The 23,230-nt window shown below is 66.4% G+C and carries 24 protein-coding genes and 2 pseudogenes; 7 read left to right on the top strand and 19 right to left on the bottom strand.

All coding sequences use genetic code 11. The features are described from left to right. The 3 genes and pseudogenes from VNW74_RS28040 to VNW74_RS28030 form a co-directional block, all read right to left on the bottom strand. A pseudogene (locus VNW74_RS28040) lies at nt 1–353 on the bottom strand (hypothetical protein); the annotation flags it as partial. Then, entirely contained in the window at nt 350–1,876 is a 1,527-nt protein-coding gene (gene miaB / locus VNW74_RS28035) for a tRNA (N6-isopentenyl adenosine(37)-C2)-methylthiotransferase MiaB (protein ID WP_325682954.1), read from the bottom strand. The pseudogene VNW74_RS28040 and the gene miaB, both read right to left, overlap by 4 nt. Before the next feature lie 45 nt (nt 1,877–1,921). After that, nucleotides 1,922–2,944: an Lrp/AsnC family transcriptional regulator gene (locus VNW74_RS28030; RefSeq protein WP_325682952.1), complete on the bottom strand. Its 1,023-nt coding sequence runs from the start codon at nt 2,942–2,944 to the stop codon at nt 1,922–1,924. A gap of 109 nt (nt 2,945–3,053) precedes the next feature. On the opposite strand from VNW74_RS28030, the gene VNW74_RS28025 reads away from it, so the two are divergent. After that, on the top strand, nt 3,054–3,923 hold the full coding sequence (locus tag VNW74_RS28025; RefSeq protein WP_325682950.1) for an SDR family oxidoreductase: 870 nt from the start codon (nt 3,054–3,056) through the stop codon (nt 3,921–3,923). 7 nt (nt 3,924–3,930) lie between these two features. On the opposite strand, the gene recX is transcribed toward VNW74_RS28025, so the two are convergent. Continuing rightward, nucleotides 3,931–4,455 (bottom strand): recombination regulator RecX, encoded by a 525-nt coding sequence (gene recX / locus VNW74_RS28020; RefSeq protein ID WP_325682948.1) that lies wholly within the window; start codon nt 4,453–4,455, stop codon nt 3,931–3,933. Next, nucleotides 4,421–5,473, bottom strand: coding sequence for a recombinase RecA (recA, locus tag VNW74_RS28015; protein WP_325682946.1), 1,053 nt, complete (start codon nt 5,471–5,473; stop codon nt 4,421–4,423). Before recA ends, recX begins: the two co-directional genes overlap by 35 nt. A 209-nt stretch (nt 5,474–5,682) precedes the next feature. Between recA and VNW74_RS28010 the strand changes: the two genes are divergently transcribed. After that, nucleotides 5,683–6,771, top strand: coding sequence for a cation diffusion facilitator family transporter (locus tag VNW74_RS28010; RefSeq protein WP_325682944.1), 1,089 nt, complete (start codon nt 5,683–5,685; stop codon nt 6,769–6,771). Nucleotides 6,772–6,799: 28 nt separating this feature from the next. Here the strand turns inward: VNW74_RS28010 and msrA are convergent, their stop codons facing one another. The 3 genes from msrA to VNW74_RS27995 all read right to left on the bottom strand — a co-directional run bounded on the left by msrA (nt 6,800) and on the right by VNW74_RS27995 (nt 8,993). Next, complete coding sequence (msrA, locus tag VNW74_RS28005; RefSeq protein WP_325682942.1) at nt 6,800–7,501, bottom strand: peptide-methionine (S)-S-oxide reductase MsrA; 702 nt, start codon at nt 7,499–7,501, stop codon at nt 6,800–6,802. A 99-nt stretch (nt 7,502–7,600) separates the two neighbouring features. Further along, on the bottom strand, nt 7,601–7,795 hold the full coding sequence (locus tag VNW74_RS28000) for a DUF3046 domain-containing protein (protein WP_414686807.1): 195 nt from the start codon (nt 7,793–7,795) through the stop codon (nt 7,601–7,603). 10 nt (nt 7,796–7,805) lie between these two features. Then, on the bottom strand, nt 7,806–8,993 hold the full coding sequence (locus VNW74_RS27995; RefSeq protein WP_325682938.1) for a glycosyltransferase: 1,188 nt from the start codon (nt 8,991–8,993) through the stop codon (nt 7,806–7,808). A 158-nt stretch (nt 8,994–9,151) separates the two neighbouring features. Between VNW74_RS27995 and VNW74_RS27990 the strand changes: the two genes are divergently transcribed. Continuing rightward, nucleotides 9,152–9,562 (top strand): DUF5313 domain-containing protein, encoded by a 411-nt coding sequence (locus tag VNW74_RS27990; RefSeq protein WP_325682936.1) that lies wholly within the window; start codon nt 9,152–9,154, stop codon nt 9,560–9,562. On the opposite strand, the gene pspM is transcribed toward VNW74_RS27990, so the two are convergent. The 5 genes and pseudogenes from pspM to pgsA form a co-directional block, all read right to left on the bottom strand. Beyond that, the gene (pspM, locus tag VNW74_RS27985) at nt 9,559–10,380 is read right to left on the bottom strand and encodes a phage shock envelope stress response protein PspM (RefSeq protein ID WP_325682934.1); all 822 of its coding nucleotides are present in this window, start codon (nt 10,378–10,380) and stop codon (nt 9,559–9,561) included. The genes VNW74_RS27990 and pspM overlap by 4 nt on opposite strands. 14 nt (nt 10,381–10,394) lie before the next feature. After that, nucleotides 10,395–11,240 (bottom strand): phage shock protein PspA, encoded by an 846-nt coding sequence (pspA, locus tag VNW74_RS27980; RefSeq protein ID WP_325682932.1) that lies wholly within the window; start codon nt 11,238–11,240, stop codon nt 10,395–10,397. A 92-nt stretch (nt 11,241–11,332) separates the two neighbouring features. Then, nucleotides 11,333–11,665 (bottom strand): transcriptional regulator ClgR, encoded by a 333-nt coding sequence (gene clgR, locus VNW74_RS27975; RefSeq protein WP_325682930.1) that lies wholly within the window; start codon nt 11,663–11,665, stop codon nt 11,333–11,335. 68 nt (nt 11,666–11,733) lie between these two features. Further along, nucleotides 11,734–11,891, bottom strand: a pseudogene (locus VNW74_RS27970) (CinA family protein); the annotation flags it as partial. Beyond that, the gene (gene pgsA / locus VNW74_RS27965; protein WP_325682928.1) at nt 11,863–12,459 is read right to left on the bottom strand and encodes a CDP-diacylglycerol--glycerol-3-phosphate 3-phosphatidyltransferase; all 597 of its coding nucleotides are present in this window, start codon (nt 12,457–12,459) and stop codon (nt 11,863–11,865) included. The pseudogene VNW74_RS27970 and the gene pgsA, both read right to left, overlap by 29 nt. Nucleotides 12,460–12,514: 55 nt before the next feature. Between pgsA and VNW74_RS27960 the strand changes: the two genes are divergently transcribed. Continuing rightward, nucleotides 12,515–13,036: an amino-acid N-acetyltransferase gene (locus VNW74_RS27960; protein ID WP_325682926.1), complete on the top strand. Its 522-nt coding sequence runs from the start codon at nt 12,515–12,517 to the stop codon at nt 13,034–13,036. A gap of 34 nt (nt 13,037–13,070) precedes the next feature. Here the strand turns inward: VNW74_RS27960 and VNW74_RS27955 are convergent, their stop codons facing one another. Continuing rightward, complete coding sequence (locus VNW74_RS27955; protein WP_325682924.1) at nt 13,071–15,578, bottom strand: DNA translocase FtsK; 2,508 nt, start codon at nt 15,576–15,578, stop codon at nt 13,071–13,073. Between the two features lie 166 nt (nt 15,579–15,744). Between VNW74_RS27955 and VNW74_RS27950 the strand changes: the two genes are divergently transcribed. From VNW74_RS27950 to VNW74_RS27940, 3 genes are read left to right on the top strand one after another with little or no spacing between them, the layout of a single operon-like run. Then, nucleotides 15,745–16,059, top strand: a complete 315-nt coding sequence (locus tag VNW74_RS27950) for a putative quinol monooxygenase (RefSeq protein ID WP_325682922.1) — start codon at nt 15,745–15,747, stop codon at nt 16,057–16,059. Continuing rightward, the gene (locus VNW74_RS27945) at nt 16,059–16,892 is read left to right on the top strand and encodes a mycofactocin-coupled SDR family oxidoreductase (RefSeq protein ID WP_325682920.1); all 834 of its coding nucleotides are present in this window, start codon (nt 16,059–16,061) and stop codon (nt 16,890–16,892) included. Before VNW74_RS27950 ends, VNW74_RS27945 begins: the two co-directional genes overlap by 1 nt. A 1-nt stretch (nt 16,893) precedes the next feature. Further along, a complete protein-coding gene (locus VNW74_RS27940) occupies nt 16,894–17,766 on the top strand; it encodes an SAM-dependent methyltransferase (protein ID WP_325682918.1) in 873 nt (290 codons plus the stop codon). Between the two features lie 281 nt (nt 17,767–18,047). Here VNW74_RS27940 and VNW74_RS27935 read toward each other — a convergent pair whose 3' ends face one another. From VNW74_RS27935 to VNW74_RS27915, 5 genes are read right to left on the bottom strand one after another with little or no spacing between them, the layout of a single operon-like run. Next, a complete protein-coding gene (locus VNW74_RS27935; protein ID WP_325682916.1) occupies nt 18,048–19,724 on the bottom strand; it encodes a ribonuclease J in 1,677 nt (558 codons plus the stop codon). Nucleotides 19,725–19,743: 19 nt separating this feature from the next. Continuing rightward, the gene (dapA, locus tag VNW74_RS27930; protein ID WP_325682914.1) at nt 19,744–20,646 is read right to left on the bottom strand and encodes a 4-hydroxy-tetrahydrodipicolinate synthase; all 903 of its coding nucleotides are present in this window, start codon (nt 20,644–20,646) and stop codon (nt 19,744–19,746) included. A gap of 54 nt (nt 20,647–20,700) precedes the next feature. After that, nucleotides 20,701–21,453, bottom strand: coding sequence for an FAD-dependent thymidylate synthase (gene thyX, locus VNW74_RS27925; RefSeq protein ID WP_325682912.1), 753 nt, complete (start codon nt 21,451–21,453; stop codon nt 20,701–20,703). Nucleotides 21,454–21,475: 22 nt separating this feature from the next. Beyond that, nucleotides 21,476–22,528 (bottom strand): polyprenyl synthetase family protein, encoded by a 1,053-nt coding sequence (locus VNW74_RS27920; RefSeq protein WP_325682910.1) that lies wholly within the window; start codon nt 22,526–22,528, stop codon nt 21,476–21,478. Beyond that, nucleotides 22,525–23,226, bottom strand: coding sequence for a hypothetical protein (locus VNW74_RS27915; protein WP_325682908.1), 702 nt, complete (start codon nt 23,224–23,226; stop codon nt 22,525–22,527). Before VNW74_RS27915 ends, VNW74_RS27920 begins: the two co-directional genes overlap by 4 nt. Nucleotides 23,227–23,230 lie beyond the last annotated feature (4 nt).

Here is a 23,230-nt window from a genome sequence, read left to right as displayed (position 1 = left end):
GCAGCACTGGCCACCGCCGAACCCGCCAAAGCCACCCAGGCCAACGCCCAGCGCCGGGTCAACAACGCCAACATCGAGAAGCCGACGCCGAAAACCAGGGCCAGCCAGGCGAATACCCTTGACGGCAGCGCCACCGCCGCCGCCGCGGAACCATTAGTGGAAAACAGCACATCCCATCCGCGGACGTGGCCGGTATGCGGCAGGATGAACGACGCAATCAGCACGAATACCAGGATGGCAACGACCAAAGCCCTTGCGCCCGGTTCGATTTCGCGGGCAATCCGTTGCTCTGCCGCCTCGATATCGGGCCGGAAAGCGTCGAACTCGCCGTCCTTGGGCTCGTTTTCGCTCATCGAGAGCATCCCGCGGGTTCCACCGCCGTCGCCGGTTGTCCGACGCCCGGCATGCCCAGCCCGACACCGCTGGGACGTTGCCCGCCGTCGTAAGCATCACCGGCGCGGGTGCGGCGATGGGTGATGACATCGCCGTCGGCGATGAGATGATGCGGCGCGGCATCGGTGATGATCGTTGTGACGATGTCGCCCGGACGTACCTGCTCCCCGCCGGGCGCGAAATGCACCAGGCGGCCGTCTCGCGCGCGCCCGCTCATCCGGGCGGTGCGGCTGTCCTTGCGGCCTTCCCCGGTGGCCACCAGCAACTCAACGCTGCGTCCGATCTGGTCGCGGTTCTCTTCCAGCGCGATCTGCTCTTGGAGCCCGACCAGTCGCTCGTAACGTTCCTGGACGACGGCTTTCGGCAACTGACCGTCCAGTTCCGCCGCGGGAGTACCGGGGCGCTTGGAGTACTGGAAGGTGAACGCGCCGGAGAACCGGGCCCGCCGCACGACGTCCAGCGTCGCGGCGAAGTCCTCCTCGGTCTCACCGGGGAAGCCGACGATCAGGTCGGTGGTGATGGCCGCGTGCGGCATGGCCGCCCGAACCCGGTCGATGATGCCGAGAAAACGCTCGGCCCGGTAAGACCGCCGCATCGCCCGCAACATCCGGTTCGACCCCGATTGCAGCGGCATGTGCAAGGCCGGGCAGACGTTGGGCGTCTGCGCCATCGCGTCGATGACGTCGTCGGTGAATTCGGCCGGATGCGGTGAGGTGAACCGCACCCGCTCCAACCCATCGATGCGTCCGCATTCGGTCAGTAGTTCGGCGAAGGCGCCACGATTGCGCGGTAACCGCGAATCGGCGAACGAGACCCCGTACGCGTTGACGTTCTGACCCAGGAGGGTGACCTCCAGCACGCCGGCCTGCACCAGCGACCGCACCTCGGCCAGGATGTCAGCCGGACTGCGGTCGACCTCCTTGCCGCGCAACGACGGCACGATGCAGAAGGTGCAGCTGTTATTGCAGCCGACCGAAATGGAAACCCAAGCAGCGTAAGCAGATTCGCGCGCGGCAGGCAGCGCCGATGGAAACTCCTGTAATGCCTCGGCGATTTCTACCTGGGCAACCTTGTTGTGGCGGGCCCGGTCAAGCAGCGCGGGCAACGATCCGATGTTGTGGGTGCCGAAAACGACGTCGACCCACGGCGCCTTGCGCAGCACCGCGTCTTTGTCCTTCTGAGCCAGACAGCCGCCGACCGCGATCTGCATGTCCGGGTCGCTGCGCTTACGCGGAGCCAGGTGGCTGAGGTTGCCGTAGAGCTTGTTGTCAGCGTTCTCGCGCACCGCACAGGTGTTGAAGACCACCACATCCGCGTCGGCGCCGTCGGGCGCGCGCCGGTAGCCCGCCGCCTCCAACAGGCCTGCCAGCCGCTCCGAATCATGGACGTTCATCTGACATCCGTAGGTGCGCACCTGATAGGTGCGCCGCGACGCCACCGGCGAGCGCTCAGCCGCCGCGTCCGATGCCACCGTCGAAGTCACGGGGCCATGGTACGGCGATCGGGCACAGCCTCGAACCGCAGGCGATCAGCCTCGACCGACCGAAGTGGTGAGTCGATTCTCGTCGGTGACCGACCGGGCATGCTTGATGGTCCGCGAGACGGTCGAAACCTCGACGTGTTCCACACCGTTGACTCGTCCGAGCGTGGCGGTGACGTACTCGTAGATCTCGGCCACGTCCCGGCACCGTATCGCGGCGACCATGTTGGCCGAACCTCCCACCGCGGCGACGAACGCGGTCGGCTGGTGGGCGGCAAGCAGCGCGCCGACCGCCGGCACTCTCGACGGGGTCACCTCCAGATACAAAGTCGCCCCGGCTGGATAGCCCAACATTTCTGGTGCGATGTCCACGTCGCTGTACAGGGCGCCCGAGCCCACCAGCAGCTCGACGCGTCGTGCCGCGGCGGATTCCGACATGCCGCCGACGTCGGCCAACCGTGCGTAAGTGGCCCGCCCGTCGGCGGCGAGCTCGTCGACCATTGGCTGATCGGCGCTTTCCGGGCGCATCGATGGCCGGTCGGGTACGTCGACCCGCAGTTGCGACCGCTGCTCCGCATCGAGCTGATCCGGAAACCCCGCCCAATCCGCCTCTCCCGGGGTGCGGAAATGGTGCAGCACGGAATAGACGGTCGTGCGTAATACCCTGCCGGTGCGTGGAAGCTGATCAAGCAGCAAGGAATCCCGCTCGGCTGGTGTGCGGGCACGGACACCGAACAGAAGCTCGGCACCCGCATTTATCAGCCGCAGCCACGACACGTCCGGCCGCCTGGCCAGCGCGTCGGCCACCGCGCGCACGGCCTGGGGTTGTACCTCGAGACGCACCAACTGCCCACGATCAGCGGGGTCCGGGGCCGGCAACATCAGCACCCGAACCACACCCGCATCTCGCAGACGACGGTAACGCCGCGCCGCGGTCTGCTCGGACACCCCGATCACCGAGGCGATCAGCCGAAATGATGCCCGGCCGTCGACTCCCAGAGCGTGCAGCAACCGGCGGTCAACCGCGTCGAGGGGAAATAGCGGAACGGTTGTTCTGACTATTTCCGTCATATCGCTCATTATTGCGCTAGTTTCCGTCGGATTCTCGCCGGTGCATAGCGCTTTCCAGGTCGCCGATCCAGTCTGGCGTCAACAGACAGTCACGGCGGAAGGAACTCCGATGCACGAATCAACCGGCGGCACTACGTATCTGGTCACCGGGGCGACCGGAAATATCGGTAGCCGGGTCGTCGAGCGTCTTCTTGCGCGCGACGAGCAAACGCGCGTTTTCGTGCGTAATGGCGACAAGGCGACCAGCCGTTACGGCGACCGGGTTGACGTGAGAGTTGGCGATCTCGCCGACCCGACCGCGCTGGCGCGCGCCGTCGACGGCGTCGACGTGGTCTTTCTGGTTACCACGGGCGTCGATCTCGCGGAGAAGGACAAGCTCGCGGCCAGCGTCGCGAAACTGGCAGGTGTCAGGTTGCTGGTGAAACTGTCGACCGACGACGTCGAACAAGGCGTCGGGACCGGCGTATGGCACCGGGAGGGCGAAGCCGCCGTCCGAAACAGCGGGATCGGGTTCGTTTTCGTGCGGCCATCCGGGTTCATGGACAACTTCCTGAATTGGGCCGACGCGATCAAAACCGATGGTGTGGTCCGCTGCGCCGCCGGCGACGGCACTATTCCGTTCATTCACTCCGACGACATCGCCGACGTGGCGATCGCGGCGATGACGAACCCCCAGTACGAGGGGCTATCGGTGCCGATCACCGGCCCCGAAGCGCTGAGCTTTGCCGACATGACCGCAAAAGTCGGTGCCGCCATCGGGCGGGAACTGCGCTTCCAGCCGGTGTCTGACGATGATGAGCGTCGACGGCAGGCCGCCTGGGGCAGTCCGGAACCCCTAATCGACGCCCGCCTGTCGATCTTCCGGGCAATGCGGGAGGGTCGGCTTGCCACCGTGACCAACAACGTCGCGTCAACCCTTGGCCGTGAACCGATTTCATTCGACCGTTGGGCACGACAGAACGCGGCCGCGTTTCGGTGATGCGCGCCTAGACGCGCCTGCGCTCCCGTTCGGCGGCCACCTCGGCGCTGACTACCTCGTAGGCCATCGTCTGACCGAACCCGCGGCGGGCCAGCATTGCCACCAGCCGACGGCTCACCCGAGCGTCATCGGCGTCGCCGAGGCTCTCCCGACGCAGCCTGGCCCGCACCAGCTGCTCGGCGCGGCCGCGCTCGGCAGCCGGGTTGATGCCGCCGAGCACCGAGGTGATGACGTCGTTGTCGACCCCTTTGGTGTGTAGCTCAGCGGCCAACGCGCGCTTGCCTTTTCCGGTGTTGGCCCGACGCGAATGCACCCACTGTTGGGCGAAGCCGGCGTCGTCCACCAACCCAACGTCCGTCAGCCGGTCTAGCACCCGAGCGCTGACATCGTCCGGATAACCGCGCTTGGCCAGCTGACCGGCCAACTCGGCGCGGGTGCGTGCCCGCGCGGTGAGCAGGCGCAGGCACAACGCCCGCGCCAGCTCCTCGCGAGACGGCTCAGAAATCGACGGGGGCGGGCAAGACGCTGTCATCGGTCAAACCATCGGTCACCACCGCGCCAATGCCGAGCTTTTCCTTGATCTTCTTCTCGATCTCGTTGGCCACCTCGGCGTTCTCCATCAAGAAGTTGCGGGCGTTCTCCTTGCCCTGACCCAGCTGCTCACCCTCGTAGGTGAACCAGGACCCGGACTTGCGGATGAAGCCCTGGTCCACGCCCATGTCGATCAGCGAGCCTTCCCTGCTGATGCCCTTGCCGTAGAGGATGTCGAACTCGGCCTGCTTGAACGGCGGCGACACCTTGTTCTTGACGACCTTGACCCGCGTGCGGTTACCCACCGCATCGGTGCCGTCCTTGAGCGTCTCGATCCGCCGCACGTCCAGTCGAATGGAGGCGTAAAATTTCAAAGCCTTTCCGCCCGTTGTTGTTTCAGGCGAGCCAAACATCACTCCGATCTTCTCACGCAGCTGGTTGATGAAGATCGCCGTGGTACCCGAATTGTTCAGTGCGCCGGTCATTTTCCGCAGCGCCTGACTCATCAGCCGGGCCTGCAGTCCGACATGGCTGTCGCCCATCTCGCCTTCGATCTCAGCCCGCGGCACCAGCGCGGCCACCGAGTCGATGACCAGAATGTCCAGCGCGCCGGAGCGGATCAGCATGTCAGCGATCTCGAGCGCCTGCTCGCCGGTGTCGGGCTGGCTGACCAGCAGCGAATCGGTGTCCACGCCAAGCTTGTTGGCGTAGTCGGGGTCCAGCGCGTGCTCCGCGTCGATGAACGCCGCGATGCCGCCGGCGGCCTGGGCGTTGGCCACCGCGTGCAGTGCGACGGTGGTCTTACCCGAGGACTCCGGACCGTAGATCTCCACGACGCGGCCACGGGGCAGGCCACCGATGCCCAGGGCAACGTCCAGTGCGATCGACCCGGTCGGGATGACCGAGATCGGCTGGCGCACCTCGTCGCCGAGGCGCATCACCGAACCTTTGCCGTAACTCTTCTCGATCTGGGCCATCGCCAGTTCGAGGGCCTTCTCGCGGTCGGGGGCTTGCGTCATGGTGCTACCTCTCGGTGTAGTCGTTGTTCGGTTGACCGGTATCGGTCAGTTGGCCGCGACGTTAAAGCAGCCCACCGACAAGTCGGCGCTGTCGAACGCTCACCACATTAGCGAACAGGTGTTCGAAAGCAAGCAGGCGCGCCGCGGCGTGTCTACGGCGGAATCCGCGAAGGCCAACCACTCATGCCTTGTTGATCTATTATCTACGCATGGACGCAGATAAGAGATCGTTGCCTGGCCTGCCCAGCGACGATGGCTCCGATCACGGCCACACCCATGGACACGACCATTCCCATTCCCACACCCATGACCATGACCATGACCATGACCACGACCACGACCATCCACGCGGATTGAGGGCTGCGGTCAAACAGATCTTCGTCCCCCACAGCCACGACGCGTCAGACAGCTACGACAGCGCCCTGGAGTCCAGCGCCAGCGGTATCCGAGCGGTCAAGATCAGCCTGGTCGCCCTGGGCATCACCGCATTGGCGCAGGTGGCGATCGTCATCATCTCCGGGTCGGTCGCCCTGGCCGCCGATACCATCCACAACTTCTCGGACGCCCTGACGGCGATCCCGCTGTGGATCGCATTCGCCCTGAGCAACCGCGCGCCCAGCCGCCGCTACACGTACGGATTCGGCCGCGTCGAAGACCTCGCGGGCCTGTTCGTGATCGCGATGATCACTTTGTCAGCGATCATCGCCGGTTACGAAGCCGTCATGCGCCTGATCCACCCGGTGCCGATCGAGCATCTCGGCTGGGTCGCCGCCGCGGGTCTGATGGGTTTCATCGGCAACGAACTCGTAGCCATCTACCGCATCAGCGTGGGACGCCGGATCGGCTCGGCCGCTCTGGTAGCCGACGGATTGCACGCCCGCACTGACGGATTCACCTCGCTCAGCGTGTTATTAAGCGCCGGCGGGGTGGCACTCGGCTTCCCGCTGGCCGACCCGATCATTGGCCTGCTGATCACCGTGGCGATCCTGGCGGTACTTCGCACCGCGGCGCGCGATATCTTCCGCCGCCTGTTAGACGGCGTGGACCCGGAGATCGTCGACGCCGCCGAAAGCTCGCTTGTTGCCAACCCCGGCGTCAAAGCGGTGCGCAGCATCAGGATGCGTTGGATCGGACACCGGCTGCACGCAGACGCCGAACTCGATGTCGACTCAGCAACCAGCCTCGCCGATGCGCACCGCATTGCTCACGACGCCGAACATGAGTTGATCCACCGCGTCCCGAGATTGAGCAGCGCGCTTATCCACGCGTATCCATCACACATCTGGCCAGCGTCCTAGCCGCGGACCACCCGCGCATCAGTGCCGGCTAGCCGCGATATAGGCCCGGGAACGTCGACTTGAGCGCGTCCAACTTGGGCAAGTCGTTTTGGACGATGTACGGGTTGTTCGGATGCAAGTCGAAGAAGTTCTGGTGGTAGGCCTCCGCAGGGAAGAACTGGGCTGCCGACGACACACTGGTGACGATCGGCGCGGGGAAAGCGCCCGCCTGGTTCAGCTGGGCGATGTACGCATCCGCAATGTTTCGTTGAGTCGGGTCCTGAGCAAAGATCACCGAACGGTACGAAGGGCCCACGTCGGGTCCCTGACGGTTGAGTTCGGTTGGATCTTGCACGACGGCGAAAAAGATCTGCAACAGCTGGCCGTAGGTAACCTGGGTCGGGTCATAGCTGATACGCACCGACTCGGCGTGCCCGGTGGTCTCGGTGCTGACTGCCTCGTAATTAGCTGTCGCCGCGTCTCCTCCCGCGTACCCGGACTCGGCCGCGTTCACCCCTTTGACGTGCTGGTAAACGCCCTGCACACCCCAGAAACAGCCGCCGGCCAGGACCGCGGTCTCGGCCTTGGGGCGTCCGGTCGCCGGTTCGTCGACCGCCGGTGCCGGAATTGCGCTCGACGCGCTCGCGGGCGGCATCATGGGATATCGGACGAGGAACACCGCCGCGGCGAGTCCCACCACTGCCAGTCCAGCCGCCAGGATCGCTCGCCAACGAAAAGTCGCAGTATTCACGCCAGCCTCCGCATTCGGTTGCACATCATGTTGCACATCATTGAGTACCTTTCGTGCACGAAATACCCGTAGAGAAGGTTCAGCAACCGGCGCCAAACTTCACCACTGTTCGCGGGGAACGTCGAAGTCGACGCAGAGCGCCCGCCACACGTCGCGCGGGTCGACGCCGTCCTCGATCGCCTGCGCGCCGGTGCGGCCGTCGAAGCCGGTCAGCACGTGATCGGACAACACCGAGGCGCCGTAGGTGGCCCCGAAACGCAACGTGACCCGCTCGTGAAATTCCGTCAGGCGCACGCCGACCAAGCTACCTGGGCCCAAGCCGCCCGGCGGGCGCGAGCGCATCGCGGCACACCCGTACCGGATCGGCGACATCGGTGACGCTGGCCGCGGCCCGCTGGGCGGCTTCGCGGTAGCTCGGCGTCGTAAGCACCTCATCGACGGCCTTGACCAACGCCTCGGCGGTCAACGGCCGAACCAGCCGTCCGCTGCCCTGGCGCGCCACCCGGTTGGCGATCTCCCACTGATCCGCGCCGCCGGGAACCACCACCAGCGGCACGCCGGCCAGCAGTGTCTTGGCCACCATTCCGTGCCCGCCGCCGCAGATCGCCAGGTCGGCATGCGCCAGCAGTTCGTCTTGACGCCCCAGCCCGGCCACCGCCCACGGCGGCACGGTCAGATCAGGACCGTTCAGCCGCGACACCACCACCCGTGCGCCGACGGGCAAACCGGTCCCGGGCGCCAGGCAGTCCAGCGCGGTCTGGGCCATCCCCTTCGTCCCGGTCAACGCCGTCGACGGCGCGACCACCACCACCGGGCCGGCGCCCGGCGGGATCGGCAGCAGTTGCTCGGTCGGCTCGAAGTGCAGCGGACCTACCAGCACGGCTTCGGCCGGCCAGTCCGGGCGGGGAACCTCCAGGGCGGGCAGCGTGGCGATCAGCCGTCGCAGGGGCCCGGGATCGGTGGCGGGCAAACCGATCTCGACGCGGACCCCCGCGCGCTGACGTATACCGGCGCGCCAGGATCGCGCGGTCAGCGCCCGCATCGCGGCGTCCCGCAGTCGGCCCTTGATACCGGTGCCCGGCGCAAGCCCGCTACCCAGCGGCGGCAGCCCCTTCGACGGCAGGTACAGCGGATGCGGGTTCAGTTCGATCCACGGAATCCCCAGCAGCTCGGCGGACATCCCGCCGCAGGCGGTGATGACATCCGACACCACGAGGGCCGGCGCCAGCTCCCGGAGCTGCGGAAGATTCAGCACCGCCATCCGCGCCGCGCGCTGGTGGATCTTGGCGCCGGCGTCCCGGTCGTCGTCGTCTGCGGTGGGGTCGAGCCCGGCCAGTTCGATGGCGTCGACGCCGGCGGCGCGGGCGGTTTCGAGCCATTCGGTGCCGGTGAGCAGGGTCGGCGCGTCGCCGGCTGCCGAAAAATGCCGGCACAGCGCGATGGCCGGAAACGAGTGCCCGGGGTCTGGTCCAGCGACCACGGCAACGCGCATCGCCCTACCCTGCCACAGCGCTCGGCGGCTCGAATCGCCGTTAGGCTGGTGATCATGACCGAGCAGACTGCTCAAGGCGACGGCACGGGGCCTGGTCGGGTTGGTGGTGCCGTCGCTCAGGGCGTCGTTCTGAGCCCCCGAGCCGAGAGGACAGTCCAGTGAGCGACAGCACACGGCCGAACGCGCTCCAGTATGTCCGGTACTGCTGCGGGCGGCGGCTACCCGACTCGATGCGGGACTGGGTGCGCAACGACCTGGCCGGCAAGGGCGCCGCCGCGCGGATGATGATCCGTGTCGCCATTCCGGCGGTGTTGGTGCTTGCCCCGTTCTGGCTGATTCCCACGACGCTGGACGTCCACCTGAGCATGACGCTGCCGATCCTCATCCCGTTCGTGTATTTCTCGCACGCGCTCAACAAGGTGTGGCGCCGCCACATGCTGCAGGTGCACAACCTCGACCCGGATCTCGTCGACGAACGACGTCGCCAGCGCGACGCGCACATCCATCAGGCCTACATCGAACGCTACGGCCCCAGGCCCGAGTCGACCCCAGACAGCCACAACAGCTAGCGGACGCGCGGCAACCCGCCGAGTTCGTCGAAAGCCTGCGACCAGCCGATCAGACGATCGGTCGCGCCGGCCAGCTCGTCGCGATAGCGCTGCCGTGAGGCCACCAACGCGACGCCGCGATCTGCGTTCGCCGACGAGACCAACTGCGCTGCGGCGGTGACCATTTCGTTGTACTGACGCACGCCGGCGCTCAACTGCGCGGTAAACGCGTTGATGGTGGGGGCCAGGTAGGACCGCGACTGCGGGGTGCCGTTGGCCGCCCGCTCCATCGACACCACCTCGGCGGCGGTAGCCGCCATGGCGGCCGAGCTCTTGTCAGCGGCTGCGGTCAGCTCACGAATCTCGTTGGCGGGCAGCATGTTTCCTCGTTGGATAACCCCGAGTAACGAGAAGAATCCCCGTTCGGAGGCTCCCAGCGCCGACATCGCCGATCGTGCCGCCGAACTAGGCGGTGGCAGGCGTCGGCCACCGGCCGGCCGCTGCGTGGGCAGTGGCTCGGCTCGCAGCCACCGGTAGCGAATCAGCAGCAGCGTCGCGATCATCGCCTGCCCGACCGCGATCCCACCGGTGATCTCGAGCAGCAACGCGAACCAGCCCCACGCCGCCAGGACCGCCGTCACCACACCCCAGAACACGCACCCGGCGGCGAATATCAGGCCCCACCGCAGTGCACGGCGGCGTCGGCGCAGCAGCTTTTCCCGCGGATCGGTGGCGGCGCTGATCTTCTGCGCCACCAACTCGGAGAGTGCGTCGGCCGTGTCGAGACCGCGCAGCAGCAATGCCCGCCACGGGGCGCTGCGACCGAACTCCACCGCCATTTCGCTCCGCTCGTTTACTGCTGGCCGATGGGCTTCTCGGCGTTGCCGGCTTGAGGGGCCGCCGCCGGTGTGGCCGAGGTAGACGTAGTGCCCGGGGTTGCCGCGCGGTCGCCGACCGCCCCTCCAGCCGGTAACGCCTCGCCGCGCATCGATGCGCGGATCTGCTCCAACCGCGAGTGGCCGGCCATCTCCACGCCGGCCTGCTCGACCTCGAGCATGCGGCCCTGCACCGAGTTCTGCGCCAACTCGGCCTCACCCATCGCGTTGGCGTAGCGGCGCTCGATCTTGTCGCGTACCTCGTCGAGGCTAGGAGTGGTGCCGGGTGCGGCGATCTCGCTCATCGACCGCAACGACTTGCTGACCTCCTCCTGCATCTTGGCCTGCTCGAGCTGGCTGAGCAGCTTGGTGCGCTCGGCGATCTTCTGCTGCAGCACCATCGCGTTTCGTTCGACGGCCTTCTTGGCTTGCGCGGCGGCGCCAAGCGCCTGGTCGTGCAATGCCTTGAGGTCTTCCACGCTCTGCTCGGCGGTCACCAGCTGGGCCGCGAAGGCCTCAGCGGCGTTGTTGTATTCGGTGGCTTTGGCGGTGTCTCCCGCGGCGGTGGCCTGGTCGGCGAGCGTCACCGCTTGCCGGACGTTGACCTGCAGCTTCTCGATATCGGCCAGCTGCCGGTTGAGCCGCATCTCGAGTTGGCGCTGATTGCCGATCACCTGGGCGGCTTGCTGGGTCAGCGCCTGGTGCTGACGCTGCGCTTCCTCGATGGCCTGCTGGATCTGAACTTTGGGGTCGGCGTGCTCGTCGATCTTCGCGTTGAACAGCGCCATGACGTACTTCCACGCTTTGACGAACGGATTGGCCATGGATTAGCTCCGCCTTCGTGTGTAGGTGTCTGCACTCGTGCTGAAGCTCAATTTATCGGTTCCACGCCGATTGCCACACCCTTGCGGTGCGGCTAGGCGCGGGCCGATAGGGCCAAAGCGACAGCCGGCGGGATGACGACCTTCGTGCTGACATCGATATTCGCCGCGCTGGCCGGAGCGACCGGGGCCTCGCGGCGTGCCAATTGTTCACCGGCCTCGACGAGCAGCTGTGCCAACGGGACATCCAGGGCAGTGCAGATCGCGCTCAGCAGCTCGCTGGACGCCTCTTTGCGACCTCGCTCGACCTCGGACAGGTAGCCCAAGCTGACCCGCGCAGCGTCCGACACTTCACGCAAGGTCCGGCCTTGTTTGGTTCGGGCGCGACGCAGCACGTCGCCGAGAACCTCGCGCAGCAATGACGCCATCGCGCTCTCCTTAAGTCCGCTCAGCCGAGATGGTTCATCAGATCAACGACCGCCGCGCGCCCATTGGTTCCCGCGCGCAGAACCTCGCTGGCGCCGGCCACTCCGGCGAGGGTGGCCGCGAGCAGCCCCGCGGTCAGCGACTCCGTGGTGGCGACAGCTTGCGGACGGTCAGATCCGCTACCAGTGCTCGGGCGTCGTCAGTCAGCAGCGGGTCGCGTACGGACATCCCGCACGGCGGAAGCGACATAGTCCACGCCGGTGACCAGGGTCAGCACGATCGCGGCCGCCATCACAACCGACGCGGCCACCGACCACGATCCCGACAGCGGCAGGATGAAGAGTCCGATCGCAACGGCCTGCACGAGGGTTTTGAGTTTGCCGCCGCGGCTGGCGGGGATGACGCCGCGGTGCAGCACCACAAAACGCAACACGGTGATGCCAACCTCGCGGGACAGGATCACCACCGTCACCCACCAGGGCAGGTCACCGAGCATCGACAGCCCGATCAACGCCGCGCCGACGAGTGTCTTGTCCGCGATCGGGTCGGCCAGTGTGCCGAATTCGGTCACCATGCCGTAATTGCGAGCCAACGAGCCGTCGAGGCGATCGGTGATAACGGCGACGGCGAAAACCACGAAAGCCGCAATTCGGCTGACGGTTTCGTGACCATTCCCGGCGAACAGCACCAGCAGAAACACCGGGACCAGCACCAGCCGCAAAAGCGTGAGCACGTTGGCGAGGTTGGTCACGCGGACGCGCGGGACCACCGGACCTGTTTGAGGCTGCCCCGACACGGCAACAGAATATCGGTTGCTGGTCCGATTAGCTGAAGCCATTACTGTGCAATTCGTGAACGCAGCAGGCGGACCACCGGCCAACCAGCCGGTTATCCGGCGCGCGCGGACCTCTGACGTACCGGCGATCAAGGGGTTGGTCGACACCTACGCCGGCCGGATCCTGCTGGAAAAGAACCTGGTCACGCTGTATGAAGCCGTCCAGGAATTCTGGGTGGCCGAACATCAGGACGAGGTGGTCGGCTGCGGCGCGTTGCACGTACTGTGGTCCGATCTCGGCGAGGTGCGGACCGTGGCCGTCGCCCCCACGATGACCGGGCGAGGCATCGGCCACGCCGTCGTCGACAAGCTTCTCGATGTCGCCCGCGAACTGCAGCTGCAGCGGTTGTTCGTGTTGACCTTCGAGACCGAGTTCTTCGGCCGGCACGGGTTCACCGAGATCGAAGGGACGCCGGTGACCGCAGAGGTGTACGACGAAATGTGCCGCTCCTACGACATCGGTGTCGCCGAGTTTCTCGATCTCAGCTACGTCAAGCCCAACATCCTGGGCAACTCGCGGATGCTGTTGGTGCTCTAGCCCAGCGAGTGTGCGGCTGGCCGCACGCTCGGCCCTAGTCGGCGTCTTCCTCGTCGTCGGCGCCGCTATCGGTGCCCCGGATGGACGCCAGGGTCACGGCCAGCTCATCGGGCTTGACCAGCACGTCGCGGGCTTTCGACCCTTCGCTGGGGCCGACGATTCCGCGAGTCTCCATCAGGTCCATCAACCGGCCGGCTTTGGCGAACCCGACCCGAAGCTTGCGCTGCAGCATCGACGTGGAGCCGAACTGGCTGGACACCACCAACTCGACGGCCTGCAGGAAGACGTCCATGTCGTCGCCGATATCGGGATCGACATCGGTGCGTTCCCCGGTGGGCTTGGCGGTGGTGACGCCATCGGTGTATTGGGGTTCGGCCTGTTCTTTGCAGGCGGCGACGACGGCGTGGATCTCCTCGTCGGTGATGAACGCTCCCTGTAGGCGGATCGGTTTGTTCGCGCCCATCGGAATGAACAGGCCGTCGCCCATGCCGATCAGCTTCTCGGCACCCGCCTGATCCAAGATCACCCGGCTGTCGATCAGCGACGACGTCGCGAACGCCAGTCTGGACGGGACATTGGTCTTGATCAGACCGGTGACGACGTCGACCGACGGCCGCTGGGTAGCCAGGACCAGGTGGATGCCGGCGGCGCGGGCCTTCTGGGTGATCCGCACGATGGCGTCTTCGACGTCGCGGGGCGCGGTCATCATCAGGTCAGCCAGCTCGTCGACGATCGCCACCACATATGGATAGGGCCGGTATTCACGCTGGCTGCCCAGCGGTGCGGTGATAGCGCCGGATCGCACCTTCTCGTTGAAGTCGTCGATGTGGCGCACCCGTGATGCCTGCATGTCCTGGTAGCGCTGTTCCATTTCCTCGACCAGCCACGCCAGCGCGGCGGCGGCCTTCTTCGGCTGGGTGATGATCGGGGTGATCAGATGCGGAATGCCTTCGTAGGGCGTCAGTTCCACCATTTTCGGGTCGATCAGGATCATCCGGACTTCTTCCGGGGTGGCCCGCGCCAGCAGCGACACCAGCATCGAGTTGACGAAGCTGGACTTGCCCGATCCGGTGGAGCCGGCGACCAGCAGGTGCGGCATCTTGGCGAGGTTGGCCGAGATGAAGTCGCCTTCGATGTCCTTGCCCAAAGCGATCACCAGCGGATGGTGGTCGCGACGGGTCGACGGCGCGGTCAGCACGTCGGCCAGCCGCACCATCTCGCGGTCGGTGTTAGGCACCTCGATGCCAACGGCGGACTTGCCCGGGATCGGCGCCAGCATCCGCACACTCTCGGTGGCCACCGCGTAGGCGATATTGCGTTGCAGCGCCGTGATTTTCTCTACCTTCACCCCGGGCCCAAGTTCCACCTCATAGCGGGTGACCGTCGGCCCGCGGGTGCAGCCGGTGACTGCCGCGTCGACCTTGAACTGCTCCAGCACCGACGTGATCGCTTCGGCCATGTGATCGTTTGCGGCACTGCGTTTCTTGGGCGGGTCCCCGGCCACCAGCAGGCTCAGCGACGGCAGCGTGTAGGGCCCCTCGACGACCCGGTCGAGCAGCACGGTGTCCTGCTTGCCGGCGGATTTGGCGCCCCGACGGCGGCCGCGCGAGACGGCGGGCTCCGGCACTGTCGGGCTGTCGTCCGCGGCGACGGGCGAGGGCCATGCCTGCGCCTCGTCGTCGCCGTAGGCCGACGGGTCGTCGTAGTAACCGTCGGAAAAGTCCTCGGCGACCGGGCTTTCCACATCTGCGTCGGCGTCGAAGGCCTCGGTCTCAGCTTCGGCGCCGTCGAACATCCGGGTACCGAACATGGACCGCAGCGTGTCCGGCACTTCCCGGATCGTGGTCCCGGTCAACAGCAGCAGTCCGAACAACGCGCCGATGAACAGCAGCGGTGCGCAGATCCATGCGGTCAACCCCTCCGAGAGCGGTCCCCCGATGGCGAAACCGATGAACCCGGCCGCGTGCGCGCGCCCGGCCGGGCTGTCCGGCGAGCCGGCCCACAGATGCCACAGGCCCAGCAGCGGCAGCGCCACCATCGCCGCACCCAGCACCAGCCGCGGACGGGCGTCCGGGTTGGGCTCGGTGCGCATCAACAGCAGCGCGATCGCCGCGGTGACCAACGGCAGCACCACGACCGCAGAGCCGATGAATATCCGCAGCACCGAGTCGACCCACGCGCCGACCGGGCGGGCGGCGTCGAACCAGGAACTGGCGGCGACGACGACGGCGAGCCCCAACAGGGCCAGGGCAATCCCATCCCGGCGGTGCCCCGGGTCGATGTCGCGGGCCCGCCCGACCGACCGCGCCGTGCTGCCGGTCCCCTTGGCGACCATCAGCCACGTCGCGCGCACAGCCCGCCCGCAGGTCAGACCGGCGCTGGTAACCAGCGAGTGATTGCGGCGTCTGGCGGGCCTGCGCGGTGCCTTGACGGGCCTTCTAGCAGGCTTCGGCCGAGGCTGCGCCGACCTGGACCCACTCCGCGAAGCGGCCTTTGACCTGCTCGTTCGAGCGCCGGACCGGGCGTCAGTCTTGCTAGCCATGTTGGCAAGCCTAATCGCAAATGCCTCATCTGCACCATCCGCCACACTGGTGAGCACCGTCTCGCGGCCCGACCGGGCGCTCAGGCCCTGCAACGGCGCAGTAGGGTGACAGCCGTCACGTAGCTATCCACTGCCTACCGGCCCACAAACCACCCAGGAGGCTCGCATGCCCGTCGTCGTTGTCGCCACCATCACCGCCAAGCCCGAATCCGTCGACGCCGTCCGCGAGATCCTCACCCACGCGGTCAGCGAAGTGCACGACGAGCCCGGTTGTCAGCTGTACGCCCTGCACGAATCGGGCGACAGCTTCGTCTTCGTCGAGCAGTGGGCCGATGCCGATGCGCTGCAGGCACACAGCACCGCGCCCGCCTTCACCACGCTGTTCAAAGAGGTCGGCGACCACCTGGCCGGCGCGCCCGACATCAAGACGCTCACACCCGTCGTCGCCGGCGATCCGGACAAGGGTCAGCTGCGCCACTGATGGGCCCGTCGCCGGACGGCAGCCTTAACGGAAAAGTCGCGCTGATCACCGGCGCGGCCCGCGGGCAGGGCCGCGCCCACGCGGTGCGACTGGCTTCCGAAGGCGCCGACATCATCGCCGTCGATCTCTGCGATCAGATCGCCAGCGTGCCGTATCCGCTGGCCACCCCCGACGATCTGGCCGCGACCGTCAAGCTCGTCGAGGACACCGGCGCGCACATCGTGGCCCGCCAAGCAGACGTCCGCGATCAGGCTGCGCTGGCGACTGCGCTGCAGGCCGGTCTCGACGCGTTCGGCCGGCTCGACATCGTGGTGGCCAACGCGGGAATCGCTCCGATGCAATCGGGCGCCGACGGTTGGCGCGACGTCATCGACGTCAACCTCACCGGCGTTCACCACACCGTGGAGGTGGCGATACCCACGATGATCACCCAAGGCGACGGCGGATCGATCGTCCTGATCAGTTCGGCCGCCGGCCTGGCCGGTGTCGGCAGCGCCGACGCCGGCTCCCTCGGTTACGCCGCGGCCAAACACGGCATGGTCGGGTTGATGCGCGTGTACGCCAATCTGCTTGCTCCACATAGCATCCGGGTCAATTCTGTGCATCCGGCGGGCGTCGATACGCCGATGATCAACAACGAGTTCACCCGCGGTTGGCTGGCCCGGCTGGTCGCCGAGTCCGCTTCGCCGCCGGACATGGGCAACGCGCTGCCGGTGCAGGTCCTCGCACCGGACGACGTCGCCAACGCGGTGGCGTGGCTGGTGTCCGATCAAGCGTGCTACATCACCGGCGTCACCCTGCCGGTCGACGCCGGCTTCCTGAACAAGGCCTAGCGTGGCGCGAAATCCCGCGGCGCAGACCGCGTTCGGCCCCATGATGCTGGCCGCCATGGAACAGCGCGAACCGCCGGGCCGGCGGCTGGTGGACGACGATCTGGCGGCGCGGTTTTTGCCGGCGCCGACCCGGTGGCTGGTCACCGCGACACCACCCGCCCTGATGCGACGTCTGATGATGGCGGCGATGGAGCGCGACGGTCCCGGGTTGTGGGCCAACTTGACCTGCCGTAAGCGCTATATCGCCGACAAGGTCACCGAAGCACTCGACAGCGTCGACGCGGTAGTCGTCCTGGGCGCGGGGTTGGACACCCTCGCTTACCGGTTGGCGCGAACAAGCGTCATCCCGATCTTCGAGGTGGACCAACCGGTCACCATCGAACGAAAGGCCGCTGCCGTGCGACGAGTGCTGGGCACGATACCGAGCTCGGTTCACTTGGTGCCGTTGGACTTTGAGCACGACGACGCCCTCGCTGCGCTGGCCGAACGAGGTTACCGCGCCGACTACCGCACGTTTTTCGTCTGGGAGGGCGTGACCCAGTACCTCACCGCCGACGCCGTCCACGCCACGCTCGAAAGCCTGCGGCCGGCGGCGCCGGGGAGCCGTCTGGTGTTCACTTATGTCCGGCGGGATTTCATCGACGGCGTCAACTTCTATCGCGCCAAGCAGCTGTATCGCAGGTTTCGGCAACGCCAACAGCTGTGGCGTTTCGGGTTGCAGCCCTCGGAGGTTGCGGCCTTTCTGGACGGACACGGTTGGCGGTTGGTGGAGCAGCTCGGACCTGAGCAGATCGTGCAGCGCTACGTCGAGCCGACGGGCCGCAACCTGACCGCATCGGAGGTTGAGTGGTCGGCGTACGCGGACAAGGCTTGACCATTTCACGCCACCGCGAGTCCGGGTCGGCGCAATCGCGACTCGCCACGACGTGAGCACTCCCAGGTCAGGCCTATAACGGTTTCATAATGACTATGTGGCCAGCAATGAGGCTGCCCGCTCGTACGGCCCGTCGGCGCCGCGTCTCGACACGAGGTGCTGGCTTCCGCCGACCCGCTCGGCTGACGCGACACGTAAACAGTTGCGACGACTCGCCGAGCGGAATCGCAATGGCTTAAGTCTCGGCGCAAAGGACTGGCCCTTGCGAGGCGCATGAAAGCTCAGACTTCGATGACGGTTGGCACAATCATCGGTTGCCGACGATAGGTCTCCCCCACCCACTTGCCGACCGTGCGGCGGACCGCCTGCGCGATCCGGATCGGGTCGGTGACGTTTTCGGCCGCCAACGATTCCAGCTCGGCCTCGACTTTGCGGACGGCCGGCTCCAACGCCTTGGGATCCTCGGAAAAGCCGCGCGAGTGCAGATGCGGCACCGCCGCCGGACGGCCGGTCCCGCGCCGCACTACCACGGTCACCGCGATGAAACCCGACGACAGGATGAGCCGTTCGCCCAACGTGATATCGCCGACGTCGCCGGTGATAAGCCCGTCGACGAACATCTTGCCGACCGGCACCGCACCGGCGATGGCGACCTTACCGCCAACCAGGTCGACGCTGACCCCGTTCTCCGCCAAGACAATCGAGGATTCCGGCACTCCGGTGCTGGCCGCAAGCTTGGCGTTTGCCCGCAGCATTCGCCAGGTGCCGTGCACCGGCATGACATTCCGGGGCCGAATCCCGTTGTACAGAAACAGCAGCTCGCCGGAATAGGCGTGACCCGAGACATGAACGCGGACTTGCTGATTGGTGACGACGCGGGCCCCAATTTTGGCCAGCGAGTCGATGACACCGTAGACGGCTTCCTCGTTGCCCGGTATCAGCGACGACGAAAGGATGATGAGGTCCTCGGCGGTCAGCGTGATGCTGCGGTGCTCGCCGCGGGACATCCGCGACAGCGCCGACATCGGCTCACCCTGAGTTCCCGTGGTGATCAGCACAATCTGGTCGGGCGCCATCATCTCCGCGGCGCCGATGTCGATCAAGTCGGAATCCGCCACCCGCAGAAAACCCAGCTCCCGCGCGATCCCCATGTTGCGCACCATCGACCGCCCGACGAACGACACCCGCCGGCCCAGCGCAACCGCGGCGTCGATGATCTGTTGCACCCGATCCACATTCGAGGCGAAACACGCCACGATAACGCGGCCGTGAGCACCCCGAATCAACCGATGCAAGGTCGGCCCGACCTCACTTTCCGACGGCCCGACACCGGGAATCTCGGCGTTGGTCGAGTCGCACAAGAACAGGTCCACGCCGGCGTCGCCGAGCCGGGACATCCCCGGCAAGTCGGTGGGACGCCCGTCCAACGGTGTTTGATCGAGCTTGATGTCGCCGGTGTGCAAAACGGTTCCGGCGGCGGTGCGCACCGCGATGGCCAGCGCGTCGGGAATGGAGTGGTTGACCGCGAAGTACTCGCATTCGAACACCCCGTGCGTGCTGAGCTGTCCCTCCGCCACCTCCACGAAGACCGGTTTGAGCCGGTGCTCACGGCATTTCGCGGCGACTAACGCCAAGGTGAACTTCGAGCCGACGACCGGAATATCGGGACGCAGCTTGAGCAGAAACGGAATCGCACCGATATGGTCCTCGTGCGCGTGGGTCAGCACCAGCGCCTCGACGTCGTCGAGCCGGTCCTCGATGTGACGTAAATCGGGCAGGATGAGGTCGACGCCCGGCTCGTCGTGGGTGGGAAACATCACACCGCAGTCGATGAACAACAACCGGCCCAGATGCTCGAAAACCGTCATGTTGCGGCCGATTTCGCTGATCCCGCCCAACGCGGTGATCCGCAGACCGCCAGTGGTCAGCGGACCCGGCGGCCGAAGGTCTACATCCACTGATGAGCCACTTTCCGACTTACCTGAGCACCGAGGCGGCACGCATGTCGACGGCCAGTGCGTCAATCTGCTCGGCAGTCGCGGCCACCTGCGGCAGCCGTGGGTCGCCGACCTCAACACCCTGTAGGCGCAACCCCGCCTTGGACAGCGTCACCCCGCCGAGGCGGCTCATGGCGTTGCACAGCGGGCTGATCGCGACGTTGATCTTGCGGGCAGTGGTGACATCTCCGGAGGCGAAGGCGGACAGCAGGTCCCGGAGCTGACCTGCCGCCAGATGGGAGACCACGCTGATGAATCCGGTGGCGCCCATCGCCAGCCAGGGCAGGTTCAAGGCATCGTCGCCGGAGTAGTAGACCAGACCGGTTTCCGCCATCAGCTGCGCCCCGGCGTGCAGATCACCCTTAGCGTCCTTGACCCCGACGATGTTCGGGTGCGCGGCCAGCGCACGGAGAGTCTCGGACTCGATCGGTACCACCGAGCGTGACGGGATGTCGTAGAGCAGCACCGGCAGCGGCGTTGCGTCGGCGACCGCGGTGAAGTGTGCGATCAGCCCGGCCTGCGGCGGTCTCGAGTAGTACGGCGTCACCACCAGCAACCCATGTGCGCCCTCGGCGGCGCACGCCTTGGCCAAATGGATGCTGTGCGCGGTGTCGTAGCTGCCCGCCCCGGCGATGATCCGGGCCCGGTCTCCCACCGCCTCCAGCACGGCCTGCAGCAGAGCGAGCTTCTCCGCATCCGTCGTGGTCGGCGACTCGCCGGTGGTGCCCGATAGCACCAGGCCATCGCAGCCCGCGTCGACGAGGTGATTCGCCAGTCGCACCGCGGCCGGGATATCCAGGGAGCCGTCGGGTCCAAACGGCGTCACCATGGCGGTCAACAGCGTGCCCAAGCGTGTATAGACGTCGAATCCGCTGGTGCTCACGACCCCAGATTACCTGGCGGCGCCAACCCTATTTGTCAGCGCAACACGCTTGGGTCACGCCTCGGTGGCCAACGGACTGGTCGCCACCTCGGTGCCGTCGGCCAGCGTGGCGATCTGGAAATCGCCGAAGACCGCGGGCGCCACGTCGACGAGCCGGCGCAGGCACTCGATCGCCAGCCGCCGGATTTCCACATCGGCGTGCTCGCTGGCCCGCATGGCGATGAAGTGCCGCCAGGCTCGGTAGTTCCCGGTGACCACGATGCGGGTCTCAGTCGCGTTGGGCAACACGGCGCGGGCGGCCTGACGGGCCTGTTTGCGCCGCAATATCGCGTTGGGTTGATCGGCGAACTTGGCTTCCAGCCTGCTCAGCAGCTCGGTGTAGCTGGCGCGGCTGGCGTCGGCGGCCTCGGCGAGGATCTGCTGCAATTCGGCGTCGTCTTCCATGCCCGGCGGCACGACGACCTGGGATTCTTTCTCCGGCACGTAGCGCTGCGACAGCTGCGAGTACGAGAAGTGCCGATGCCGGATCAGCTCATGCGTGCAGGAGCGCGAGATGCCGGTGATGTAGAACGACACACACGCGTGCTCGAGCACCGAAAAATGGCCGACGTCGATGATGTGGCGCAGATAGTCGGCGTTGGTCGCGGTCTTGGGGTTGGGCTTCGACCAGCTTTGGTAGCACGCCCGGCCGGCGAACTCGACCAGGGCCTGGCCGCCGTCGGCGTCGGTGGTCCACGGCACGTCCGGCGGCCCGAAGAACTGGGTCTTGGCGATGAGCTGCACATGCAGCGGCGCGGTCTCGGCCACGGCGATCACCCTAGCCCGGCGGTCAACGCCACCGCGCCCAGACGTAGGGCACCAGCGCTCGCAGGAAATCGAGGTCGGGGCCGGGTTCGGCGCCTTCGAAGGCGTGCTCGAAGTACTCCTCGGCGACCAGCAGGATGCCTTCGGCGTATTCACTGGTGAACGCGATACTGCCGTAGTCGTCCATCAAGGCGCGCACTCGCTGCACCAGCTCGGCAGAGCGCTCCGATCGTTTCAGGTGCAGATATTCGCGGACCAGCGCGTGGTCGGAGCCCTGCGCGACGCTGAGCAGATGCATGAGCGGCAGCGTGCGTTTGCCCTCGTAAAGATCACCAAGGATTTCCTTGCCGTACGTGCGCTCGTCACCGACCAGATTGAGCAAGTCGTCGCGGATCTGAAACGCCGCACCGAAGTGAAACCCGAACCGCACCAACGGACCGAGATCGGCGGTGCCGCCGGAGCCGACAATTGCGCCGACCCGCAGCGGATGGATGGTAGTGTACCAGCATGTCTTGTGCATGATGAGGTGCAGGTAGTCCTCTGGGCGGAGATCCTCCACTTCATCGAGCTGCCAACCGATCTCGGTCGCCTGACCCTCGAGAGTGCGCATAGCCATGGTGTCGAATTCGGCCCACACCAGCTCCGCGAGGTCGCGATCGAGTCGCCGAGTCGCCCGTCGCAACACCTGCCCGGCGACCACAGCCAACGCATCGCCGGCGTTGAGGGCCGCGGCCACTCCATGTGTTGCCGCCAAAGTCGGTCTGCCGCGGCGTATTTCGCTGCCATCGGCAATGTCGTCGTGCACCAGGAATGCGTTGTGCAGCATTTCGATCGCGACGGCCAACCCAAGCAGTTCATTCGGTTCCGCGCCGAAGGCCCGGCCCGCCGACAGGCACAACGCGGGCCGCAACGCCTTGCCCGGCCGCGTCGGGTACTCGCGCATCGGCGCATAGAGCCACTGGCTGGGTTCGCTGTCGGGTATCGCGTCGAGCATCGATCGGCGAACCAACTTGGCGACCTCACGCAGACGCTCGTCGACCACGGTCACCAACTCGGCGCGGTCAGCGGTACTGGTCATGTGCTTGGCGGTCGGACGGTGAGCATCACCGGGAGCCAAAGATCGGGATGCCCACTGGCCAACAAGGTGCCGCGGTAGACGCCGGGCCCAACCTCCGGCGCAATGTCGACGGTGACGGTCACCCCGCGACTGGACCGTGCAGGCATCGGCACCACGGCGGTGTCGATATGTACTGTCTCGGCACCGATCACCTCGCCCTCATGACTGAGCAGATCACTGCATCGCAGCCAGACGTCGCCGCGGTCGTCGGGTCCCCTATTGTGCAGCCACACCTCAGAATTGGCGGAACCGCCAACCGGCGCCTCGAGGTTTACGACACGCTTCGCGTCGGGATTGTTCACGTCCAGGCTCACCGCCTCGCTGCCGGCAGTCGCGGTGAGCGGCATTGACCGAAGGAGGAATTGCCCGGCCATCGACCACCAGGCCCGGGTTAACCGTTCGAGGTCTTGAATTCCTTCTATCGCACCGTCGCCGTTAACCGTGGCGTTGCCGTTGGCCGAATCGGCTGGTGTCGCAGTCGCTTCGCCGTTCGTGCTGGATCCCACCGCTCGGACGAATTGGTCGACGATCCGACTGGCGGCCCGAAATCCCTCAGCCTGAATTGCGCTGAGTGCCCGCGCGTTTGCGGCAGGGTCGAAAACCGATGCCCACGGCAGATCGTCGATCGTGCCGTCGTCGCGGAAACCCGGGTTAGTCAACGAA

This window comes from Mycobacterium sp., assembly GCF_035570115.1.
GTDB lineage: Bacteria > Actinomycetota > Actinomycetes > Mycobacteriales > Mycobacteriaceae > Mycobacterium.
The sequence above is the reverse complement of the archived record's forward strand: the minus strand, read 5'-3'. Positions and strand labels throughout refer to the sequence as shown.

Coding starts and splice junctions, on each gene's coding strand:
- VNW74_RS28025 (WP_325682950.1), top strand. CDS start 3,054: ATGCACGAATCAACCGGCGGCACTACGTATCTGGTCACCGGGGCGACC.
- pspM (WP_325682934.1), bottom strand. CDS start 10,380: ATGGCGGTGGAGTTCGGTCGCAGCGCCCCGTGGCGGGCATTGCTGCTG.
- recX (WP_325682948.1), bottom strand. CDS start 4,455: ATGACAGCGTCTTGCCCGCCCCCGTCGATTTCTGAGCCGTCTCGCGAG.
- VNW74_RS27945 (WP_325682920.1), top strand. CDS start 16,059: ATGGGCCCGTCGCCGGACGGCAGCCTTAACGGAAAAGTCGCGCTGATC.
- VNW74_RS27955 (WP_325682924.1), bottom strand. CDS start 15,578: ATGGCTAGCAAGACTGACGCCCGGTCCGGCGCTCGAACGAGCAGGTCA.
- VNW74_RS28030 (WP_325682952.1), bottom strand. CDS start 2,944: ATGACGGAAATAGTCAGAACAACCGTTCCGCTATTTCCCCTCGACGCG.
- VNW74_RS28010 (WP_325682944.1), top strand. CDS start 5,683: ATGGACGCAGATAAGAGATCGTTGCCTGGCCTGCCCAGCGACGATGGC.
- recA (WP_325682946.1), bottom strand. CDS start 5,473: ATGACGCAAGCCCCCGACCGCGAGAAGGCCCTCGAACTGGCGATGGCC.
- VNW74_RS27920 (WP_325682910.1), bottom strand. CDS start 22,528: ATGACCAGTACCGCTGACCGCGCCGAGTTGGTGACCGTGGTCGACGAG.
- VNW74_RS27995 (WP_325682938.1), bottom strand. CDS start 8,993: ATGCGCGTTGCCGTGGTCGCTGGACCAGACCCCGGGCACTCGTTTCCG.
- pspA (WP_325682932.1), bottom strand. CDS start 11,240: ATGGCCAATCCGTTCGTCAAAGCGTGGAAGTACGTCATGGCGCTGTTC.
- clgR (WP_325682930.1), bottom strand. CDS start 11,665: ATGGCGTCATTGCTGCGCGAGGTTCTCGGCGACGTGCTGCGTCGCGCC.
- VNW74_RS27950 (WP_325682922.1), top strand. CDS start 15,745: ATGCCCGTCGTCGTTGTCGCCACCATCACCGCCAAGCCCGAATCCGTC.